A 19263-nucleotide genomic window follows, 5' to 3' on the forward strand; every position below is an offset into this window, starting at 1 on the left:
TGAGTGCCGATTTTTTCTTCTATTTTGTGAAAAAAGTCATATATATGCCTTTTTTTTAGGCATTTCCACTACTTTTATTAATTTTTATTTTGGAAAAATACGTTCATCTTAGATTTTAGATGTCTTCTTATAGAGGTTATAGGCATATATAGTATTTTCGATTCCAAAGATATATTAGAGCAAATGCTCTACTCCCCAACTATATTTCTCTCTATCTTCTTATTTGCTTTAATTACTTTTCATTATTACTGATCTATAGATTGTTCCACGTGGAACGTTGAATTATTTTTTGTGATCCTTAAATAAAAAAAGCAGGATTACTCCTGCTTTTTATCACTACAGAACATTCTTAGTCAGTGAACGTTACACGTGCAATTGCTTTTTTACCTGACTGGATAATGAAAGTACCGTTTTCTTTTACAGAGAAACCTGCATCAACAGCATTCCAGTCAACTTTTACTGCACCGCGAGATACAGCATCTTTTGCAGCTGCAGCATTTGGATTTAGACCAGCTACACGTAGAATCGTGGCAATAAAGATTTCCCCACCAAACTCACCACGTGAAATAGTCACTTCTGGAGTGTCTTCTGGTACTTCACCTTCTGTAATAACGTTACCAGCACTTTTATGGGCATTAGTGGCAGCTTCTGCATCATGGAAGCGCTCAACTAGCTCAAGTGCAAGAATACGTTTTACTTCTTGTGGATTACGACCAGCAGCAATTTCATCTAATAAAGTTTTGATCTCATCTAGAGATTTAAAGCTGAGTAAATCGAAATAGCGTTCAATTAAAGAATCAGGCATTGATAAAACTTTTTGGTACATAGCCCCTGGTGTATCAAACACACCAATATAGTTAGCTAAAGATTTAGACATTTTATTTACGCCATCTAAACCCTCTAGAATCGGTACAGTGATACACACTTGCGACTCTTGGCCATAACGGCTTTGTAAAGTACGACCCATAAGTAAGTTAAAGGTCTGGTCTGTACCACCTAACTCAACGTCAGCTTCAAGTGCAATAGAGTCATAACCTTGAACTAAAGGATATAAAAACTCATGGATTGCAATTGGCTGATGGTTGCTATAGCGCTTAGTAAAGTCATCACGCTCTAACATGCGAGATACGGTTTGCTGGCTTGCTAGCTGAATAAGGTCAGCAGCAGACTTTTGATTAAACCATTCTGAGTTGAAACGTACTTTTGTTTTATTCGGATCTAATATTTTGAAAACTTGTTCTTGATACGTTTTAGCGTTGGCTTCTACTTGTTCACGTGACAACGGCGGACGAGTTGCGCTTTTACCAGTTGGGTCACCGATCATAGCTGTATAGTCACCAATCAAGAAGGTAACTTCATGGCCCAAATCTTGGAAAGTTTTTAGTTTGTTAATAAGAACCGTATGTCCTAAATGTAAATCTGGTGCTGTAGGGTCGAAACCAGCTTTAATTTTAAGAGGACGATTCTCTTTGAGCTTTTTCAGTAAATCTTCTTCTGAAATAATTTCGTGCGTGCCTCGTTGGATGAGGGCAAGCTGTTCTTCGGCGGGCAAGAAATTTGACATCACAAAACCTAAACACATCAGTTATTCAATTTGTGCGATATACTAACATTTTTTCAGCGTCTTGCAGGGGAAGTTGCATATGAGCGCAATCTATATCGGCGTAATGACTGGCACTAGTATGGATGGTGTAGATATTGTTGCGGCTTCATTTGAGCCACTACAGCTTCATGCCACTCTTACAGTTCCATTTGAACCCGAGTTACGTGATGAGCTTATGTCGTTAACTTTACCTGATGACAATGAAATTGACCGTATGGGTAAAGCTGACGTTGCTCTAGCGAAGATGACTGGTCATGGGATTAATACTCTCATTGAAAAAAACCAGTTAGATCGTAGCCAAATAAAAGCAATTGGGTCTCACGGGCAAACCATTCGTCACCGCCCAGAACATGGATTTACGCTACAAATTGGCGATCCCAACATCATTACTGAAATCACTCAGATTCCGGTTGTTTCAGATTTCCGTCGTAGAGATATGGCAGCAGGCGGTCAAGGCGCACCATTAGTTCCAGCTTTCCATCAAGCATTATTTCAACATCCAAGTATTCATCGTGTGATTTTGAATTTGGGTGGTATTGCCAATGTGAGTATGTTGCCTGCCAATAATGCTGACGGCGTATTTGGTTTTGATACAGGTCCTGCAAATATTTTGATGGATGCTTGGTGTCATCGCCATACAGGTCATCCATATGATGAAAATGGTGACTGGGCTGCCTATGGTCATCCTATTCGCTCTTTACTCGACCGTCTTCATGCGCATGAGTATTTTTCTAAAGAACCCCCTAAGAGCACAGGTCGTGAAGACTTTAATATTGACTGGTTAGATGATCAGTTAATCGATTGGCGAAATGATTTAACTTATGATGAGTTAGAAGATACACCTGAAAACATCCAAGCTACCCTATTAAAGCTTACTGTGCGTGCTATTCAAAAAGCGATTTATCGCTCTGAGATGGAAACAGGTGAAGTATATGTATGTGGTGGTGGTGCTTATAACTCTTATTTATTAGAACAATTACGCTGGCGTCTTCGTAAGCATAATTGGTCTGTTCAACCTACAGATGTTTTAGGGCTTTCCCCTACTTGGGTCGAGGCTACAGCATTTGCATGGTTAGCAATGCGCTTTGTAAATGGTTTAAGTGGTAATTTGCCTGCAGTAACAGGTGCTTCGGATTTCAGAATTTTAGGTACAATCACAGTAGTATAAAAACTACTTATTGATTGATTGGTCAGATTCGACCTCATAACACATTTACTGACCCGAAATGCTGTTATTTAAATGAGCATAAAAACTCATGATAAATGCCGACAAAAATAATTTAAGGCATATTTGTATGGATCTGACCAAACGTATTCATCAATACACACGTGGGGCTTGGACATTCGATGTAATTGATTCAGGCCCTATAGATGGTCCACTCGTTGTTTTATTGCATGGTTTTCCAGAAACTGCTCATAGTTGGGAGCAAACCTCAGAGTTATTGCATCAACATCAATTTAGAACGCTTGCGATCCATCAACGCGGTTATAGTTTAAATGCTAGGCCTCAAAGCCGATTTCAATATTCATTGAGTGAACTTGTAGAAGATGTGGCCAGTTTCATTGAGCAGCTTGGTCAGCCAGTTTATTTAATTGGGCACGACTGGGGCTCGGCAATTGCCTCGGGTGTTACGATGAAGTATCCACAATATATTCAGCATCTCACTTTAGTTTCTGTGCCCCATCAAGCTGCTTTTTTAAAAGCTTGTTTAAGCAGCAGACAACTTTTTAAATCTTATTATTTTGCAATTTTTCAGCTACCGATTCTGCCCGAACTTTTATTTAAAAAGATACCTAAATTGGGCCGTAAGTTTCTTAAGTCATCAGGTATGACCGAAGAGCAAATTGCGATATTCGAGGCTGAGTTTATAGAAGAAAATAGATTAACTACGGCATTGAATTGGTATCGTGGCTTTTTTTGGGACAAGCCTCAAAATCCTTTTAAAGCAATAGATGTTCCTACTCTTTTTATTTGGGGTAAACATGATATTGCCGTTACAGAGAAAAGTGCCGAGCTAAACTCACATTATTTTAAAAATAGTTATAACGTAGTTTTTATGGATGCATCGCATTGGATTCCATATCAGAATGCACCTGAACTGGTTCAATACTTTTTAGAATCTATCAGTGAAAAATAATGATTTGACCAATAAAAAAACCTCTCAAAATAGAGAGGTTTTTTTAATTTTAAAATTCTTTTTAAATCGAGAACGAAGAACCACAACCACATGTTGTTGTCGCATTCGGGTTTTGGATAATAAAACGCGACCCTTCAAGACCTTCTACATAGTCAACTACTGAGCCAATTAAATATTGATAGCTAAGTGAGTCAACAAGCATTTTTACATCGCCATTTACGAATTCTGCATCATCTTCATTTACGCTTTCAGCAAAATTGAAGCCATACGAAAATCCTGAACACCCGCCTCCTGTTACATATACACGTAACATGAGATCGTCATTCCCTTCACTATCACGGAGTTGGCGTACCTTATTGGCAGCATTATCTGTCAAAACTAGAGCTTGGGCATTCATGATGATTGTTCCTCGGATTTTGCTGTGCCTTTCAAAATAAAAAAGACCCTATATTGAGTATAGCATAATCAATATAGGGTCTGTCTTCGAAGTTTAAAGCGAATCTTGAGTATTTTTATCAAGATTATTTGTAATTCTCGTCCTGTAAGCCACATTCAAAGTTTTTAGCATCTTGCTTACAACGGAATTGCCACAGTAGTTTCATCATACGCTTATCGTACACACCACGTTGTGTAAGGTTAATTCGAGACTCCCGCATAAGCTTTTGGTAACCTGGTTTATCTGCTGCTGGAACATCCATCCAGTATTTTTGCGGAATATCAGCTTTCATTTTACCCAAGATGGTAAAGGCACGTGGTAGCTGACCTGAAACCCATTCTCTAGATTTCTGACCAAAACCAGCTGGGAACTTATCAGGACGGATAATAATATTTCCTGTGACCTGTAAGATCGGATAGTTCACGATCGCACCTTTTGTTCCTAAACCTTTTTGTAGCTCTAAAGGCTTAAATGCTGCTGCTGGCGCACCAATAATATCAACTTGATGGTTATTAAATTTCGCACCGAAATTTGTGACGTCAGCACTAACTGCCTGTGCCCCGACCTGCTGAACCATAATTTTTTGTGCTTCATCATAGTCAAGAACAGCAATTTTCTTACCTGCGGCTTTCGCTACTGTATTGATACTGCGATCGTTTACTAGAAGATAAGCATCACCAACTGGAATAACACCGACAACCTCATAGCGACCATTAACCATATATTTACTAAAAGTTGGACTCGCTAAACCTTGCATTATTTTTACAGCAAGCTTCAGGTCAGGAATGGCCCCGATCGCGTCTAATGACCCAGTAAATGAGTTAAATTGACGGCCACGCATACCTGACACACTAATACCATCACATTTGCCAGCTTTAAAATCTTCAGCAATCACGGCTTCATTCTGGTTTACTTTAAGTTCGATATCAGCTCCCCAGTTTTTAGCAGCAAGTTGATAATCCTTCATCAGTGCATAGACATCGCCATTTTTACCAACGAAGTCAAAAACACATACTGTTTGTTTAGCCTGAGCTGCAAAAGAAACTGTAGTAAGTCCCATTGCAAGTAATAGCATTTTGGAAAATTGCATATTCTTTTTCCTTTCCTTGTGGAGTTTTTGTTTTTCGATACCAAGAAATTTCACACCGATCAGGTATGAATCGGATAGGCCTCATATAAAAATCATATTGAAGATATTTTTACGAATCCATTTTACTTTTATGATTTTATTTCCATGAAAAATAGATAGCGGTTGACCTACCTATTAGCAATTATTTTAATCACTCAAGTCCTTGATCCATTTTTATACCTTCATGTTTCCTTATGAAGTTTTTATCTAAATTTAGCTTAACGTCTTTGTAGTTATCCACAATGGCAGAATTGACAGCATATACAAAACAAAAAGCCTAGAACTAAGTCTAGGCTTTTTGAGAGAAATTAAGGTTATTCACCAGGCATTGAACATTCAAAGTTAGCCTTGTCTACAGAACAACGTGCTTTTTTCAATACAGACATCATTCCTGCATCATAAACACCGCGTTTAGTTAAGTCCATACGGCCATCACGCAACATTTTTTGATACTTAAGTTTGTCTTCTGCACTTAAGTTCATTTTGTATTTGCCAGGAATTTGTGCTTCTAAGCGATTGATCATTGCCAAGTTCTTAGGTAACTGTTTAACGAACCAGTCACGAGATTTTTGACCAAAACCTGCTGGGAATTTATCAGAACGTAATACAAGATCTGCTGTAACGTGTAATACAGGGAAGTTCCACATTACACCGTTTGCACCCAAACCTTTATTTAACTCTAATGGTTTGTAAGCATAGGCAGGCGCACCAACCATATCTACTTGACCATTATTAAATTTCGCAGCAAAGTTTGAAATATCAGAAAGAACTGCTTGAGCACCTACACGTTGCACCATAATTTTTTGTGCATCGTCATAACCTAACACGGCGAATTTTTTACCCGCAGCTTTTTCAACAGAGTTGATGTTTTTGTCACGTACGAAAATGAATGCTGAACCTAGCGGAGAAATACCAGCAACTTCGTATTTTTTACCACCCATATTTGTGGTCATTTTTGCTGCATTACGCGCATCTAATACATAAGTAATTGCACGTTGAGCGATTTGGTTATTTGGAACACCGCCGAGTGAGTCGATAGATCCTGCGAATTTGTTATATTGGCGTGCACGCATTGCTGTCATTGCTACAGCATCACATTTACCCGCTTTAAAATCATTATCAGCAACAGCCTCGTCCTGACGAGGTACCAAGTTAATTTCAGTACCCCAGCCTTTTGCAGCTAGAGCCCATTCTTCCATCATTTTATATGAGTCGCCTGCTTTTCCTAAGAGGTCGAATACACACACGGTACTCGCTGCTTGCGCTGAAGCAGAAAAACCAACAACAGAAGCGGCAGCCATAGCAAGTACGATTTTTTTCATTTTCTTCATCCTTCCACGGAATAGATTTTTTGTTTGAAGTTTCCTTTCAAAGACAGATATTAATCATGTTTTTTAGAAAAAAATAGAGCTTTTACTCAAATATTTTTATCTAATTGAACCATTGTTTGTTCAATTTAAATTATTTATTAGTAGTAAAAATCACTAAGTTTCCGTAAGTTACTTTTTATATTCACAATTTTCATACCCATATTCAGATTTGAAATATATGTAGCGTTTTTGTGTTTAAAAAATAAGCTACTCTCCATTAAGTGTACATTCAAAATTTGTCCGTTCGACTGTACAGCGAGCACGCTTAAGTACACTCATCATAGTCGCATCATATACACCCTGTTTTGTTAAGATGAGGCGACCTTCACGTAAAATTTTTTGATATTTAATTTTATCTTCGGCTGAAAAATTCATTTTAATTTTTGAGGGTACACCCATTTCTAGCCGTTTGATCATGGCAAAGTTCTGAGGTAGTTTTTGTATAAACCAATCACGCGACTTTATTCCAAAATCGACTGGAAACTTGTCATTTCTCGTAATTAAATCACCAGTGACATTCACGACAGGAAAAGTAAACATAGCCCCTTTCGTTCCAATTCCTTTGCCTATCTCTAAGGGTTTATAAGCATAAGCTGGTGCAGCAATTGCATCGACTTGTCCACTATTAAACTTTTTCACAAAATCAGTAATTTCAGAAGGAATGGGTTTTGCCCCAACACTTTCAACCATAATTTTCTGTGCTGCGTCATATTGCAAAATAGCAAATTTAGTCCCACGTACTTTTTCAATTGAGTTGAGGTTTTTATCTCTTACAAATAAATACGCCAACCCAATCTGCACAATACCAACGACTTCGTAATTTGTTCCATTTTGTGCAGTCACCATGCGATGTTTATTGCGTTTATCGAGAACATAGCTAATTGCTTTTTGGGCAATTGCATTACTGGTTACCCCACCAATCGCATCGATAGAACCTGCAAATTTATTGTAATTTCTCGCCCGCATGGAAGTCATATAAGCGGCATCACATTTGCCTTCACGTAGCCTACGGTCAACCAAACCTTCATCTTGAAATGGAATTAAGGTGATATCAGCTTGCCAACTTTTGGCTGCAAGTGCCCACTCCTCCATCAATTTATAGGATTCACCTGACTTACCTAATAAATCAAATACACACACATTTTGTCCCGCATGTGCTGTCCCCATAGCACAGTAAAATACTGCACTAACTATCCCCAATCTTTTTTTCATTTGACTTTCCTTAGTCTAGTTTTATTAATAGCTCATTAATCAACCAAATTTTAAACTGTTTTTATTTTAGTCATATTTTTTTAAATATGTTCTATCTTGTTCAATATTTTGAAAATTTCGGATGAATAGCGAAATCTAGCCTATATTAATACATGCAATTATTGACTGTGACTCACTAAAATCCGGAATATTTTGTTTTCATCGGCAGTTGTCTTTAAAATACAGCATCCCTCACTCACCTCGATACAATAAGATGATTCAATTTGACCAAGTTTCTTTACGCCGCGGTGGACGTATTTTATTTCAAAAAGCGTCTATGCAATTACACCCAGGTTGGAAGATTGGTCTAACTGGTGTAAATGGTGCAGGTAAATCGACGTTATTTGCTGCATTACTTGGGAGTTTAGGTGCCGATGAAGGTTCACTTACTCGTCCTTCAGGCTGGACCGTAGCGCATATGGCGCAAGAGATAAAAGCCTTAGATATGCCTGCAATTGATTTTGTTCTTTCAGGTGATGAAGAATTTTGGGATATTCAAAATAAGCTTGCTCAACCAGATCAACTAAGTGACTTTGAATTGGCTAAATTGCATGGTCGATTTGATGAGATTCATGGTTATTCAGCACCATCTAAAGCTGCTCAACTCATGGCTGGTCTTGGTTTTCTAGAAAATCAATTGCGCTTAAACGTTGAGAGTTTCTCTGGTGGATGGCGAATGCGCTTAAATTTGGCGCGTACCCTCATGAGCCGTTCAGATTTATTATTACTAGATGAACCAACAAACCACTTAGACTTGGATGCAATCTTGTGGTTAGAAGATTGGCTTAAAGCCTATGAAGGTACACTCATTTTAATTTCGCATGACCGCGACTTTTTAGATGCGATTACAGATCATATTCTGCATATAGAAAATCAGGAGCTCACCCTTTACACCGGAAATTACTCTACATTTGAAACCACGCGTAGTGAACGTCTTGCTCAGCAGCAACAAGCTTTTGAGAAGCAACAAGAAACACGTGCTCACCTACAAAAATTTATTGACCGTTTTAAAGCAAAAGCGACTAAAGCTCGTCAGGCACAAAGTCGAATTAAACAACTTGAGCGCATGCAAGAGCTCGCTCCAGCTCATATTGATACACCTTTTACTTTTAGTTTCCGTGAACCAACCAAAATGAGTTCGCCGTTACTGACTTTAGACAATGCCAGCATTGGTTATGGCGATAAACAAATCGCCGAGAAAATCAGATTACAAATTACACCAACCTCTCGTATTGGTTTACTTGGTATGAACGGCGCAGGTAAATCAACCTTAATTAAGAGCTTAGTGGGTGATTTACCGCTCTTAGCTGGTGAACGCAAGGCGTCAGAGTTACTTAATATTGGTTACTTTGCCCAGCACCAAATGGATGCTTTAGATGGCCATGCTACTCCAATGTTACAAATTGCCCGTTTAGCAGGTAAACAAATTAGTGAAGCGACTTTACGTTCTTTTTTAGGTAGTTTTGGCTTTAGTGGTGAACGCATGGATACGCCATGTGAAACCTTTTCTGGTGGAGAGCGCGCTCGTTTGGCCCTCGCACTAATTGTATGGCAGCGTCCAAATGTTTTAATTCTAGATGAACCGACGAACCATTTAGATCTTGATATGCGTCATGCATTGAGCATGGCATTACAAGACTTTGAAGGTGCTGTCGTACTGGTTTCCCACGAACGTCAACTCATTGCAAGTGTTTGTGACGAGCTTCTTTTAGTGCACGGTGGTAAATGTACCGAGTTTGAAGGTGATTTACATGATTATGCTAAATGGCTACGTGAAGCACGTCAGCAACTCATCAATGCTCAAACTGCTGTGGCACAGAATAATTCTTCCTCTGCCGCTCCTGCCCCCTCTAAAGTCGATAAAGAGGCGCAGCGTAAAGAAGCAGCTCGCCGTCGTGAACAAACGCGACCTATTCGTAAAAATATTGAAAAAGTTGAGTCTCAAATTGAGAAGCTTCAAACGCAGCTTGCTAAAATTGAAGAATCTTTGGCAGACACAACGTTATATGAGGCTACACGTAAGGATGATTTACTCAAGCTTATGAATGAGCAGACTGAGCTGAAGGCTAAACTTGAGCAACATGAAGAGCAGCTTTTAGAACTCATGATGGAGTTGGAAGAAATGGAAGCTTCGTTCGAAAACTAATTATCTTGCCAGTTCCACGCTCACTGCGTGCTGGAACTGGCTTTTTTGCTAGTATTAAAAATAAAGCATATATTTTTGATTACATCAGAAAATTTGAGTGAAGACCAACTGCTTTAATTGAACTGTTAAATTTTTGAGATAGATTCAAATTTGATAACATATAAAACTTAAGCTACATCTTAAGGGTTGCCATACACAGATAATTTAACTAAATTCTGTAACTTCGTTTTACCCTTCTTGAGTAGGTATTTAATTCGGGATCAGACAAACTGAATGAATTTTATTGATTTTATTACTAATTTTGAACAATTTTTACCTATTTTAATTCAGGAGTATGGCGCATGGGTCTATGCCATACTCTTTTTAATTATTTTTTCTGAAACAGCTTTTGTGTTTATGTTCTTTTTACCTGGAGATAGCTTACTTCTAACAGTAGGAGCGCTGTGCTCAGTGATTGAAATGATGCACTTGGGTTATATGATTACGTTACTTACCGTTGCAGCCACGCTAGGTTATATTGTGAACTACTCTATTGGTCGTCATTTTGGCAATCGTATTTTTGAAGCAAAGTCACGTTTTATTAAGAAAGAGTATTTAAATAAAACTAACCGTTATTTCTTGCAACACGGCGGAAAAACCATTCTTCTGGCACGATTTATTCCTTTTGCACGTTCTTTTGCACCATTAGCTGCTGGCTCTAGCAATATGAGTTATGGAAAATTTTTAATCTATAATGTAGTTGGTGCTATTTTGTGGATCTGCATTCTTTTAACAGCGGGCTATCTATTTGGCCATGCGCTCATTCAGGTTACAGATTTAGTAGAAAATTAATCTTTTTCAAATTTAATAAACTCAAGTGAACTAAAAAATAAAGGGAATGAATCAATCATTCCCTTTATTTTATTTAGATCAAAATTAATCTATCTAAATTTTTTATGGTTTTCATTACGGATATTAACCAAATTGATTGCTTCCGTTTTTGCTTGGTCTAATTGACCCTTATCAACCAACACTGTAATTCGATCAATTTCAGTAACTAGTTGATCTAAACCTGCTTGATATTGCTTTACCTGTACATTTTCTGGTGGTAAACCTTCTAATTTATGAGGTAAAGAGTGTTTCGAAGATACTGCTGCCTGACGCATAATCACAAGCTGCTGTTTTGCATTATTAAGATTTTTCGCTTCAGCAAAAGCTTTTGTGCTCTTTGCTAAAGTTTTCATGTCGGCTTCTAAATCTGCTGCAAATGCAGAATGACTCACTAAAGCCGCACATGAAATCAGCATACTTGCTAAAATTTTTTGACCCATCATCTTCTCTCCCTAGACTGATTTAGAATCATGTTTTGAATTAAGCATCAATATCTGCATTTAAAGCATTCTCTTCAATGAATGCACGACGTGGTTCAACGTCATCACCCATTAAGCAAGAGAACATACGATCTGCTTCAATCGCATCGTCAATAGTTACCTGTAACATATGACGGTTGTCAGGGTCCATTGTGGTTTCCCAAAGCTGTTCAGCATTCATCTCACCAAGACCTTTATAGCGCTGGATCATCATCCCGCGGCGCGAATCTTGCAAAATATGCTGCCAAACTTGATGGAAGTTAGCCACTTGAATACGGCGATCACCTTTTTGTAAATAAGCGCCATCTTCAAGCAAACTGAACCAACTCTTCGAGTTTTTCAGCAAACGAGCATACTCAGCTGAGTTCAATAAACCTGCATCAAGCAAATATGCATGTGGAAGGTTATGAACATATACAGTAATACGCGGCCAATAATGCGCAGATTTTTCACCCTGAGCATTTTCACGCTCAAATGACTCTAGGGTAATTTCTGGACGTAAACTTGGCTGTAATCTTGTAATGATATCTTTTACCTGATCAGCCCATTGTTGTACATAAGCCTGATCATGATTTTGATCGCTCTTGAATGCTTCCACTTCAAGTAAAGCATCTAGTAAGCTAGCTGGATAACGTAACGTTAAGCGCTGTAAGCTCTTTTGCGAAACTTGATAATCCTGAATGACTTTAGCAAGTGCTTCACCTGTAATTGATGGTGCTTCAGCATTGGTATGCAAAGATAGCTCATCAATCGCATTTGAAATTAAATAATTTTCCAATGCATCATTATCTTTGATGTATTGTTCCTGCTTACCTTTTTTCAATTTGTATAAAGGCGGCTGTGCAATATAGATATACCCACGCTCAACCAATTCTGGCATTTGACGGAAGAAGAACGTTAACAACAAAGTTCGAATGTGCGAACCATCAACGTCAGCATCGGTCATGATAATGATTTTATGATAACGCAGCTTGTCAGGATTATATTCTTCACGGCCAATACCACAGCCGAGAGCAGTAATTAAAGTACCCACTTCCTGACTAGAAATCATTTTGTCAAAGCGTGCACGTTCAACGTTCAGGATTTTACCTTTCAACGGCAAAATAGCCTGCATTTTACGGTTACGACCTTGCTTGGCACTACCACCCGCAGAGTCACCCTCGACAAGATATAATTCAGAAAGTGCTGGATCTTTTTCCTGACAATCTGCCAATTTTCCTGGTAAACCAGCAATATCAAGTGCACTCTTACGACGCGTCATTTCACGCGCTTTACGTGCAGCATCACGCGCACGTGCAGCATCAATAATCTTACCGGCAATTGACTTTGCAGCTTGCGGGTTTTCAAGTAAGTAAGCAGAGAACTCTTTGTTCATTGCTTGCTCGACAGCAGGTTTTACTTCACTCGATACCAGTTTTTCTTTGGTTTGAGATGAGAACTTAGGATCAGGCACTTTTACCGAAATAATAGCGGTTAAACCTTCACGTGCATCGTCGCCCGTTACATTGACTTTTTCTTTCTTGAGAATATTTTCATTTTCAAGATATTGGTTTAAACCACGCGTCAAAGCTGCACGGAAACCAGCTAAATGGCTACCGCCATCTTTTTGAGGAATGTTATTGGTAAAACAACGAACGTTTTCTTGATAACTTTCATTCCACTGCAAAGCTACTTCTACACCAATACCGTTATCTGTATCCGCAGTAAAATGGAAAATCTCATTCAGATGCGTTTTACCTTCGTTAATGTATTTTACAAACTCAGATAATCCACCTTCGTAGTCATATACATGTTCAAGGTTAATACGTTCATCGCGTAATACAATACGTACGCCCGCGTTTAAGAATGAAAGCTCACGTAAACGACGCGCTAGAATTTCTACGTTAAAAATGGTTTGGGTAAATGTTAATTCACTTGGCCAAAAACGTACGGTTGTACCACTCTTATCCGTTTCACCAATCACACGTAATGGATATTGCGGATCACCGTGTTGATATTCTTGCTCATGCACTTGACCAGCACGAGAAATCATTAAATGTAATTTACTCGAAAGTGCGTTTACTACAGAAACACCTACGCCGTGTAAACCACCTGAAACCTTATAGCTGTTGTCATCAAACTTACCGCCTGCGTGCAGAATGGTAAGAATTACTTCCGCCGCAGAAACACCTTCTTCAGGGTGAATATCGGTTGGAATACCACGGCCATTATCCGAAACGCTTACTGATTCATCTTCATGAATAGTGACGATAATTTCATCACAATGACCCGCTAAAGCTTCATCGATTGCGTTATCGACTACCTCGAATACCATATGGTGTAAACCAGTACCGTCGTCTGTATCCCCAATATACATACCCGGACGTTTACGAACTGCATCTAATCCACGTAATACTTTAATACTAGAGGAATCATAAGCCTTTTCATTGGTTTGTTCTGTTTGAGAGGCTGATTGAGACTCTGAACTCATGGTTTCTCCCTAGCAAATATAGGTTTATTCAAAGATGGGTAACATCAAAAAATTATGGTGAAGCAAGACTAACTTGACCGGATTCAACATTGAATAATTGATATGAAATAGACAAATCATGTAAATGTTTTTTTACCGATGCATGATCTAAAGTTGTCATAAAAACCTGGCTACCAAGTTGGCTTAATCGTTCAATTAAACGTTGTTGTGCGGTTAAGTCTAATTCTGCTGTCAGATCATCTAATAATACCACAGTTTCCTTATTACTCGCATGCAACATTGCAATTTGTGACAGTTTTAAGGCAATAATCAGTAGTTTTTTCTGACCTCTTGATAAAACCACATCAGCATGGCCATAAGGGGTTTTTAAGCGCAAATCTGCTCGATGTGGGCCATATTCGGTATACCGTCGGTCAATGTCTTTTTGGTGTTGATTGAGCAGGTCTTGCATGAGTCCCTGCTCTGTATGAAAACCTGGACTGTACTCCAGTTCAATTTCAAGATCAGGGAGTAATTGACTCAAATCATTTTGAAAAAAAACATTCCATTGTTCCACAATACCTAGGCGCTGAGAGTGCAAAATTTCACCATAATCACTCAGCATTTTGTTCCAAGGCTCTAAATCTGCCAAAGACAAATTCCGCCTAGTTTTAAGTAACGTATTACGCTGTTTTAATGCACGCGAATAATATTGCCACGCAAAATAAAATTCAGGTTCCACGTGGAACATCAACCAATCTAGAAGTTGGCGTCGTGGTTTTGCCCCATGATCAATAATATCGATACTTTGTGGATCTAGGTGCTGCAAAGGAAGTAATTTAGCAAGTTGGCCTTGGGTAGCCACTGTATCGCCATTGACCTTCATCAACTGCTCACCAGAGGCTAATTTTTGCATGCCAATTTTCTCAGTACTAGACTGTGCAAAGACAATCGCATCTTCGGCAGCATACTGAATATAATTTTTTGGAATATGGGTGCGGAACGACCGCCCTGTTGCAAGCAAATGAATTGCTTCCAGAATTGAGGTTTTTCCAGAACCGTTCGCGCCATAAAATATATTAAACGGCTGCAACCCTTGGAGTGCAACCGTTTTTAAATTACGCACACGTTCGATATTTAAGCGCGTAAGATGCATATTAGATAGCCAAACTATACACGCATCGGCATAACTACATAAGTTTGATCAGTATGTACAGGGTCTTGAACCAAAACTGACTGATTCGCCTCACTCATACTCATATTTACGTCATCGCCATCAAGTACACCCAATACTTCAAGTAAATATTGCGCATTGAATGACATTTCGAGCGGTACATTTTGATATTGAATAGCTAAATCTTCAATGGCCTCATCTTGCTCAGGGTTATTCGCACGAAGCTGTAAAGAATCCTGATTAAAATTCAAGAAAACACCACGCAACTTTTCATTACTCAAAATTGCGACACGCTGTAATGATTGCTTAAATACATCATGGCTAATTAATACATGTTTATCGCCACCACGTGGAATTACACGACGATAATCAGGGAATTTCCCATCGATCAATTTTGTAGTAAAACGAACAGTAATATCGCCCTGTTCCTTGTCACGACTTGGGGTATTGATGGTTACATTTAGCAATTCGCGACCAATCAACAATGTTAATTGTTCATCTTCAATACTCAGTAAACGCTGTAATTCACCCACAGCTTTACGAGGTACAATGGCCTGAACCAATTGAGACGAGGTAGAAGAAGCAGTAATTTCACAAAGTGCTAAACGATGACCATCTGTTGTTACTGCACGTAATTGATTTTCATCAATTTCCAATAAAGTACCTGTTAAATAGAAACGAACATCTTGTACAGCCATCGCAAAAGCAGTTTTTTCAAATAAACGCTTTAACTCACGTTGGGTTACCTGTACTTGAGTACCTTGACTATTTTCAGTCGTCAATAATGGATAATCTTCTGCTGGTAAAGTCCCTAATACAAAACGGCTATTACCAGACTTTAAAATACATCTTTGATCTTCAGTAATTTGTAAATCAATTAATGCAGCTGTAGGCAATGATTTACAAATTTCCATTAATTTACGGGCAGGGACTGTGGTTTCCCCTGCTTCAAGGCATGCCCCTTCTGTTAAAACAGTGCTCGCAACCAGTTCGACTTCTAGATCAGAACCCGTAATGGTGAGCGCCTGAGCATTAGTCTGAATTTTGACGTTTGAAAGAATATTCAATGTATGACGACGTTCTACCGCACCGACAACATGCGATAAAACATTGAGTAAACTTTCTTTAGCGATTTTCAAACGCACGATTCATTCCTCTAGCAACTTGGAGCAAATATTTCATTTTTTAGCTGTGTACTATGCTGCACTTACGTAGACTTTGCAACAAGGTCTTATTATTTCATTAACTCTGAAGTAGACGTAGTAGATTTTTATAATCTTCATCAAAAATTGGATCTTCTCCGCGCAGACTGGCTACTTTTTCACAAGCATGCATCACAGTACTGTGATCGCGCCCACCAAAAGCCATTCCAATTTCCGGAAAACTATCACCGGTCAACTCACGAGCAAGTCCCATTGCTAACTGACGTGGTCGAGCATAAATTCGAGTGCGTTTCGGCCCTACTAATTCTTTTAATGGGATACGGAAATATTCACTCACCACGCGCTGGATATTTTCTACACTAATTGTTCGTGCACGAATCGCCAACACATCTTTTAAAGACTCACGAACAACATCAAGGTCGATTGGCGCGCCTTTAAAACGGGAAATTGCAACGACTTTATTAAGCGCACCTTCAAGTTCACGCACGTTAGCAACAACTTGTTGTGCAATAAATAATGCACAATTTCGAGGTAAATCAACGCCGCTATTTTCCGCTTTCTTTAATAAAATTTCGATACGAGTTTCAATATCTGGTGGTTCAACACCTACTGAAAGTCCCCAAGAAAAACGAGAAACTAAACGTGGATCTAACTCTGTTAATTCTTTTGGATAACGGTCTGAAGTTAAAATAATTTGTTTAGATTCATCAAGTAAAGCATTAAATGTATAGAAGAACTCAACTAGACTCGCCTCTTTACCCGCTAAGAGATGAATATCATCGACTAACAATAAATCTAGAGAACGGCAGTTTTTCTTAAACTCTTCTACTTTGCCTTTTTGTAAAGAACTCACAAAATCCTGAACAAAACTCTCAGAAGTCATATACATCACACGAGCATTGGGTTTGGCTTGTAGTAAAGCATTGCCAACAGCCTGCATTAAGTGAGTCTTACCTAGCCCTGTAGGACCATATAAAAACAAAGGGTTATGTTGTGAAGCACCTAATTGAGTTAATACTTTTCTACATGTTTCAGCAGCCATCTGGTTCGAACGGCCTTCAACAAATAAAGAAAAAGTAAACTGAGGATTGAGTAGCTTCTTCTTCGCTGTTTTTGGATTGACCACACTATTCGCATGAGAACTAGAAACAGAATCGGGTTCTTTTTTTACTTTAATGCTTGGTGGTGGCGAACTTTGCAAAGCGGCCGTAGTGGTTGCTGGTTGTTCACTCGACGACAAAATGCTCCCAGGACGAGAATCAACAAAAATCTCAACCTGACGGACACGCCCTTCTGACAACTGCTCAGCCAATATAGAAATTAATTCTAAATGATTCTCTTGAATGTAACGCGTCCAATAAGGGTTAGGAGCATAGAGACGTAGTATCCCTTCTACTTCTTCAGCAACTAATGGGCGAATCCACATCGCAAAGACGTTATCAGAGAGCTCTTGTCGCAAGCGAGTTAAGCAGTCTGTCCAAAGCATGTGTATCCCCTATTTCTGCGTTTTTAAATTCAAATAATCTAAAGATTAACCCTTCCTAATGAGAAGGGGTCGCCATTCTAACCAAGTTATCCACATCTGTCATGACGAATTCGAGTAATTTTGCCTAAAAAGAAATCTCTTGTGAATAATTTTAAATTCAAAACCGCTTGTGTATAACTTTTTGCACAACCTGTGGATAAATTACCACATAAACTTATCCACAATCCATAAATATAATAAAAACAGAGTTATCAACAACCCAAACACATGTTTTTTAAATTTAAAAGTGCGTAATCCACAGAAAAAAGAACCCCTAATAAGAATAAATATAAATTTTAAAATTTGAATTTATTTAATAAGGGGATGATCTTTTGTGGATAACTACAAAATATGAATTTAAATTCAAATGCAGCAAATCAAAGCCAAGATGATATCTTGTTTTGTTGATAAGTATGTATATAAGGTGTGTATATAATAAAAGTTCTAATTAAAATAGACAATTAGTTTGTGTATAACTTTAAAAACAATATATTGCACTGAATTATGACAATCATAAAAAAGAAGTAGAGAGATTAAAATTTGGGTTAAATACAAAACTTTCTTGGTTTTTCATTGACAGAGTAAACATTGCACAATAAAATCGCGGACCTTATAAAAGATCATTTTTGGGAGTTTCGATATGAAACGTACTTTCCAGCCATCTGAATTAAAGCGTAAACGCGTTCATGGTTTCCGTGCTCGTATGGCAACTAAAGCTGGTCGTCAAGTATTAGCTCGTCGCCGTGCAAAAGGTCGTCATAGCTTAACTGTTTAATACCGTTACGCTGACCAGACTTGGGTGTGATGACACTTTACAATTTTAGCACAGATGTGCGAATACGCTGTGCTGCAGATTATAAAAGTGTATTCGATGGTGCGCTTTTTAAAGTGCATCAACCCCATTTTTTATTTCTTGCAAAATTAACCGAACAGCCTAATAGCCGTTTGGGTATTGTCGTTGCTAAGAAAAAAGTGCGCCGTGCGCATGAAAGAAATCGAATAAAACGTCTTGCTCGTGAGAGCTTTCGTCTACACCAACCGAATTTTGGATCAGACATAGATATTGTGGTAATGCCGAAAGTCGGTATAGAAGCGATTACGAATGCTGAGCTATATCAACAATTAGATTTTGCTTGGCAAAAATTACAGCGCTTAGCAAAAAAACATTCTAAAGTTGGCACAAACTCGCAGAATTAAGAGATAGCCAATGGTTCGTTATCTACGTTGGTTGATTCGACTGTATCAAATTGCGATTAGTCCGCTTCTTGGACCCCGTTGTCGTTATATTCCGACCTGTTCCCAATATGCGATAGAAGCATTGCAAACTCATGGTGCGATAAAAGGCGTTTGGTTATCTTCTAAACGGATTTGTCGTTGTCATCCGTGGGGAGGATCTGGATATGATCCAGTACCGCCAAAAGCAATTCGTTTTATTTCGTTTCATCAAATAGATTCTCAAACGCATCATGTTGCTGTACCCTTTCGTGATCGTTTACTGAAGCAAAATCTCTCTAACCATTTGGGGTAATA

Annotated in this window: 17 protein-coding genes; 7 read left to right on the forward strand and 10 right to left on the reverse strand. The window is 38.5% G+C overall.

Features of this window, described 5'->3' with window-relative positions:
* Nucleotides 1-349: 349 nt before the first annotated feature.
* Nucleotides 350-1582: a tyrosine--tRNA ligase gene (gene tyrS, locus WA249_RS17580; RefSeq protein WP_336170627.1), complete on the reverse strand. Its 1233-nt coding sequence runs from the start codon at nucleotides 1580-1582 to the stop codon at nucleotides 350-352.
* Nucleotides 1583-1643: 61 nt separating this feature from the next.
* Between tyrS and WA249_RS17585 the strand changes: the two genes are divergently transcribed.
* Together WA249_RS17585 and WA249_RS17590 are read left to right on the forward strand one after the other, a co-directional pair.
* Entirely contained in the window at nucleotides 1644-2771 is a 1128-nt protein-coding gene (locus WA249_RS17585; protein ID WP_336170629.1) for an anhydro-N-acetylmuramic acid kinase, read from the forward strand.
* A 127-nt stretch (nucleotides 2772-2898) separates the two neighbouring features.
* Complete coding sequence (locus WA249_RS17590; RefSeq protein WP_336170631.1) at nucleotides 2899-3741, forward strand: alpha/beta fold hydrolase; 843 nt, start codon at nucleotides 2899-2901, stop codon at nucleotides 3739-3741.
* Nucleotides 3742-3802: 61 nt separating this feature from the next.
* Here the strand turns inward: WA249_RS17590 and erpA are convergent, their stop codons facing one another.
* From erpA to WA249_RS17610, 4 genes are all read right to left on the reverse strand, one after another.
* Nucleotides 3803-4138 (reverse strand): iron-sulfur cluster insertion protein ErpA, encoded by a 336-nt coding sequence (gene erpA, locus WA249_RS17595; protein WP_003656048.1) that lies wholly within the window; start codon nucleotides 4136-4138, stop codon nucleotides 3803-3805.
* Nucleotides 4139-4262: 124 nt separating this feature from the next.
* Nucleotides 4263-5267 carry a putative solute-binding protein gene (locus WA249_RS17600; protein ID WP_013196508.1) on the reverse strand — a complete coding sequence of 335 codons (1005 nt, stop codon included), beginning with the start codon at nucleotides 5265-5267 and terminating at the stop codon, nucleotides 4263-4265.
* A 353-nt stretch (nucleotides 5268-5620) separates the two neighbouring features.
* Nucleotides 5621-6628, reverse strand: a complete 1008-nt coding sequence (locus tag WA249_RS17605; RefSeq protein WP_199968729.1) for a putative solute-binding protein — start codon at nucleotides 6626-6628, stop codon at nucleotides 5621-5623.
* A 255-nt stretch (nucleotides 6629-6883) separates the two neighbouring features.
* Nucleotides 6884-7888, reverse strand: coding sequence for a putative solute-binding protein (locus tag WA249_RS17610; protein ID WP_336170634.1), 1005 nt, complete (start codon nucleotides 7886-7888; stop codon nucleotides 6884-6886).
* Between the two features lie 253 nt (nucleotides 7889-8141).
* Between WA249_RS17610 and WA249_RS17615 the strand changes: the two genes are divergently transcribed.
* Nucleotides 8142-10073 (forward strand): ATP-binding cassette domain-containing protein, encoded by a 1932-nt coding sequence (locus tag WA249_RS17615; protein ID WP_336170636.1) that lies wholly within the window; start codon nucleotides 8142-8144, stop codon nucleotides 10071-10073.
* 273 nt (nucleotides 10074-10346) lie between these two features.
* Nucleotides 10347-10904 carry a VTT domain-containing protein gene (locus WA249_RS17620; RefSeq protein WP_336170638.1) on the forward strand — a complete coding sequence of 186 codons (558 nt, stop codon included), beginning with the start codon at nucleotides 10347-10349 and terminating at the stop codon, nucleotides 10902-10904.
* Nucleotides 10905-10993: 89 nt separating this feature from the next.
* Here WA249_RS17620 and cybC read toward each other — a convergent pair whose 3' ends face one another.
* The 5 genes from cybC to dnaA form a co-directional block, all read right to left on the reverse strand.
* Nucleotides 10994-11386, reverse strand: a complete 393-nt coding sequence (gene cybC, locus WA249_RS17625) for a cytochrome b562 (RefSeq protein WP_336170640.1) — start codon at nucleotides 11384-11386, stop codon at nucleotides 10994-10996.
* Nucleotides 11387-11423: 37 nt separating this feature from the next.
* Nucleotides 11424-13892 carry a DNA topoisomerase (ATP-hydrolyzing) subunit B gene (gene gyrB, locus WA249_RS17630; protein WP_336170642.1) on the reverse strand — a complete coding sequence of 823 codons (2469 nt, stop codon included), beginning with the start codon at nucleotides 13890-13892 and terminating at the stop codon, nucleotides 11424-11426.
* Nucleotides 13893-13944: 52 nt separating this feature from the next.
* Complete coding sequence (gene recF / locus WA249_RS17635) at nucleotides 13945-15027, reverse strand: DNA replication/repair protein RecF (protein WP_336170644.1); 1083 nt, start codon at nucleotides 15025-15027, stop codon at nucleotides 13945-13947.
* A gap of 14 nt (nucleotides 15028-15041) precedes the next feature.
* Nucleotides 15042-16190, reverse strand: a complete 1149-nt coding sequence (dnaN, locus tag WA249_RS17640) for a DNA polymerase III subunit beta (RefSeq protein ID WP_336170646.1) — start codon at nucleotides 16188-16190, stop codon at nucleotides 15042-15044.
* 97 nt (nucleotides 16191-16287) lie between these two features.
* The gene (gene dnaA / locus WA249_RS17645; RefSeq protein WP_336170649.1) at nucleotides 16288-17694 is read right to left on the reverse strand and encodes a chromosomal replication initiator protein DnaA; all 1407 of its coding nucleotides are present in this window, start codon (nucleotides 17692-17694) and stop codon (nucleotides 16288-16290) included.
* Between the two features lie 679 nt (nucleotides 17695-18373).
* On the opposite strand from dnaA, the gene rpmH reads away from it, so the two are divergent.
* From rpmH to yidD, 3 genes are read left to right on the forward strand one after another with little or no spacing between them, the layout of a single operon-like run.
* Nucleotides 18374-18508, forward strand: a complete 135-nt coding sequence (rpmH, locus tag WA249_RS17650; RefSeq protein ID WP_000831329.1) for a 50S ribosomal protein L34 — start codon at nucleotides 18374-18376, stop codon at nucleotides 18506-18508.
* Nucleotides 18509-18537: 29 nt separating this feature from the next.
* The gene (gene rnpA / locus WA249_RS17655) at nucleotides 18538-18930 is read left to right on the forward strand and encodes a ribonuclease P protein component (RefSeq protein ID WP_016139733.1); all 393 of its coding nucleotides are present in this window, start codon (nucleotides 18538-18540) and stop codon (nucleotides 18928-18930) included.
* A 10-nt stretch (nucleotides 18931-18940) separates the two neighbouring features.
* Nucleotides 18941-19261, forward strand: a complete 321-nt coding sequence (gene yidD, locus WA249_RS17660; RefSeq protein ID WP_016139732.1) for a membrane protein insertion efficiency factor YidD — start codon at nucleotides 18941-18943, stop codon at nucleotides 19259-19261.
* Nucleotides 19262-19263 lie beyond the last annotated feature (2 nt).

This window comes from Acinetobacter sp. 161(2023), assembly GCF_037027805.1.
In the GTDB taxonomy this organism is placed as follows: domain Bacteria; phylum Pseudomonadota; class Gammaproteobacteria; order Pseudomonadales; family Moraxellaceae; genus Acinetobacter.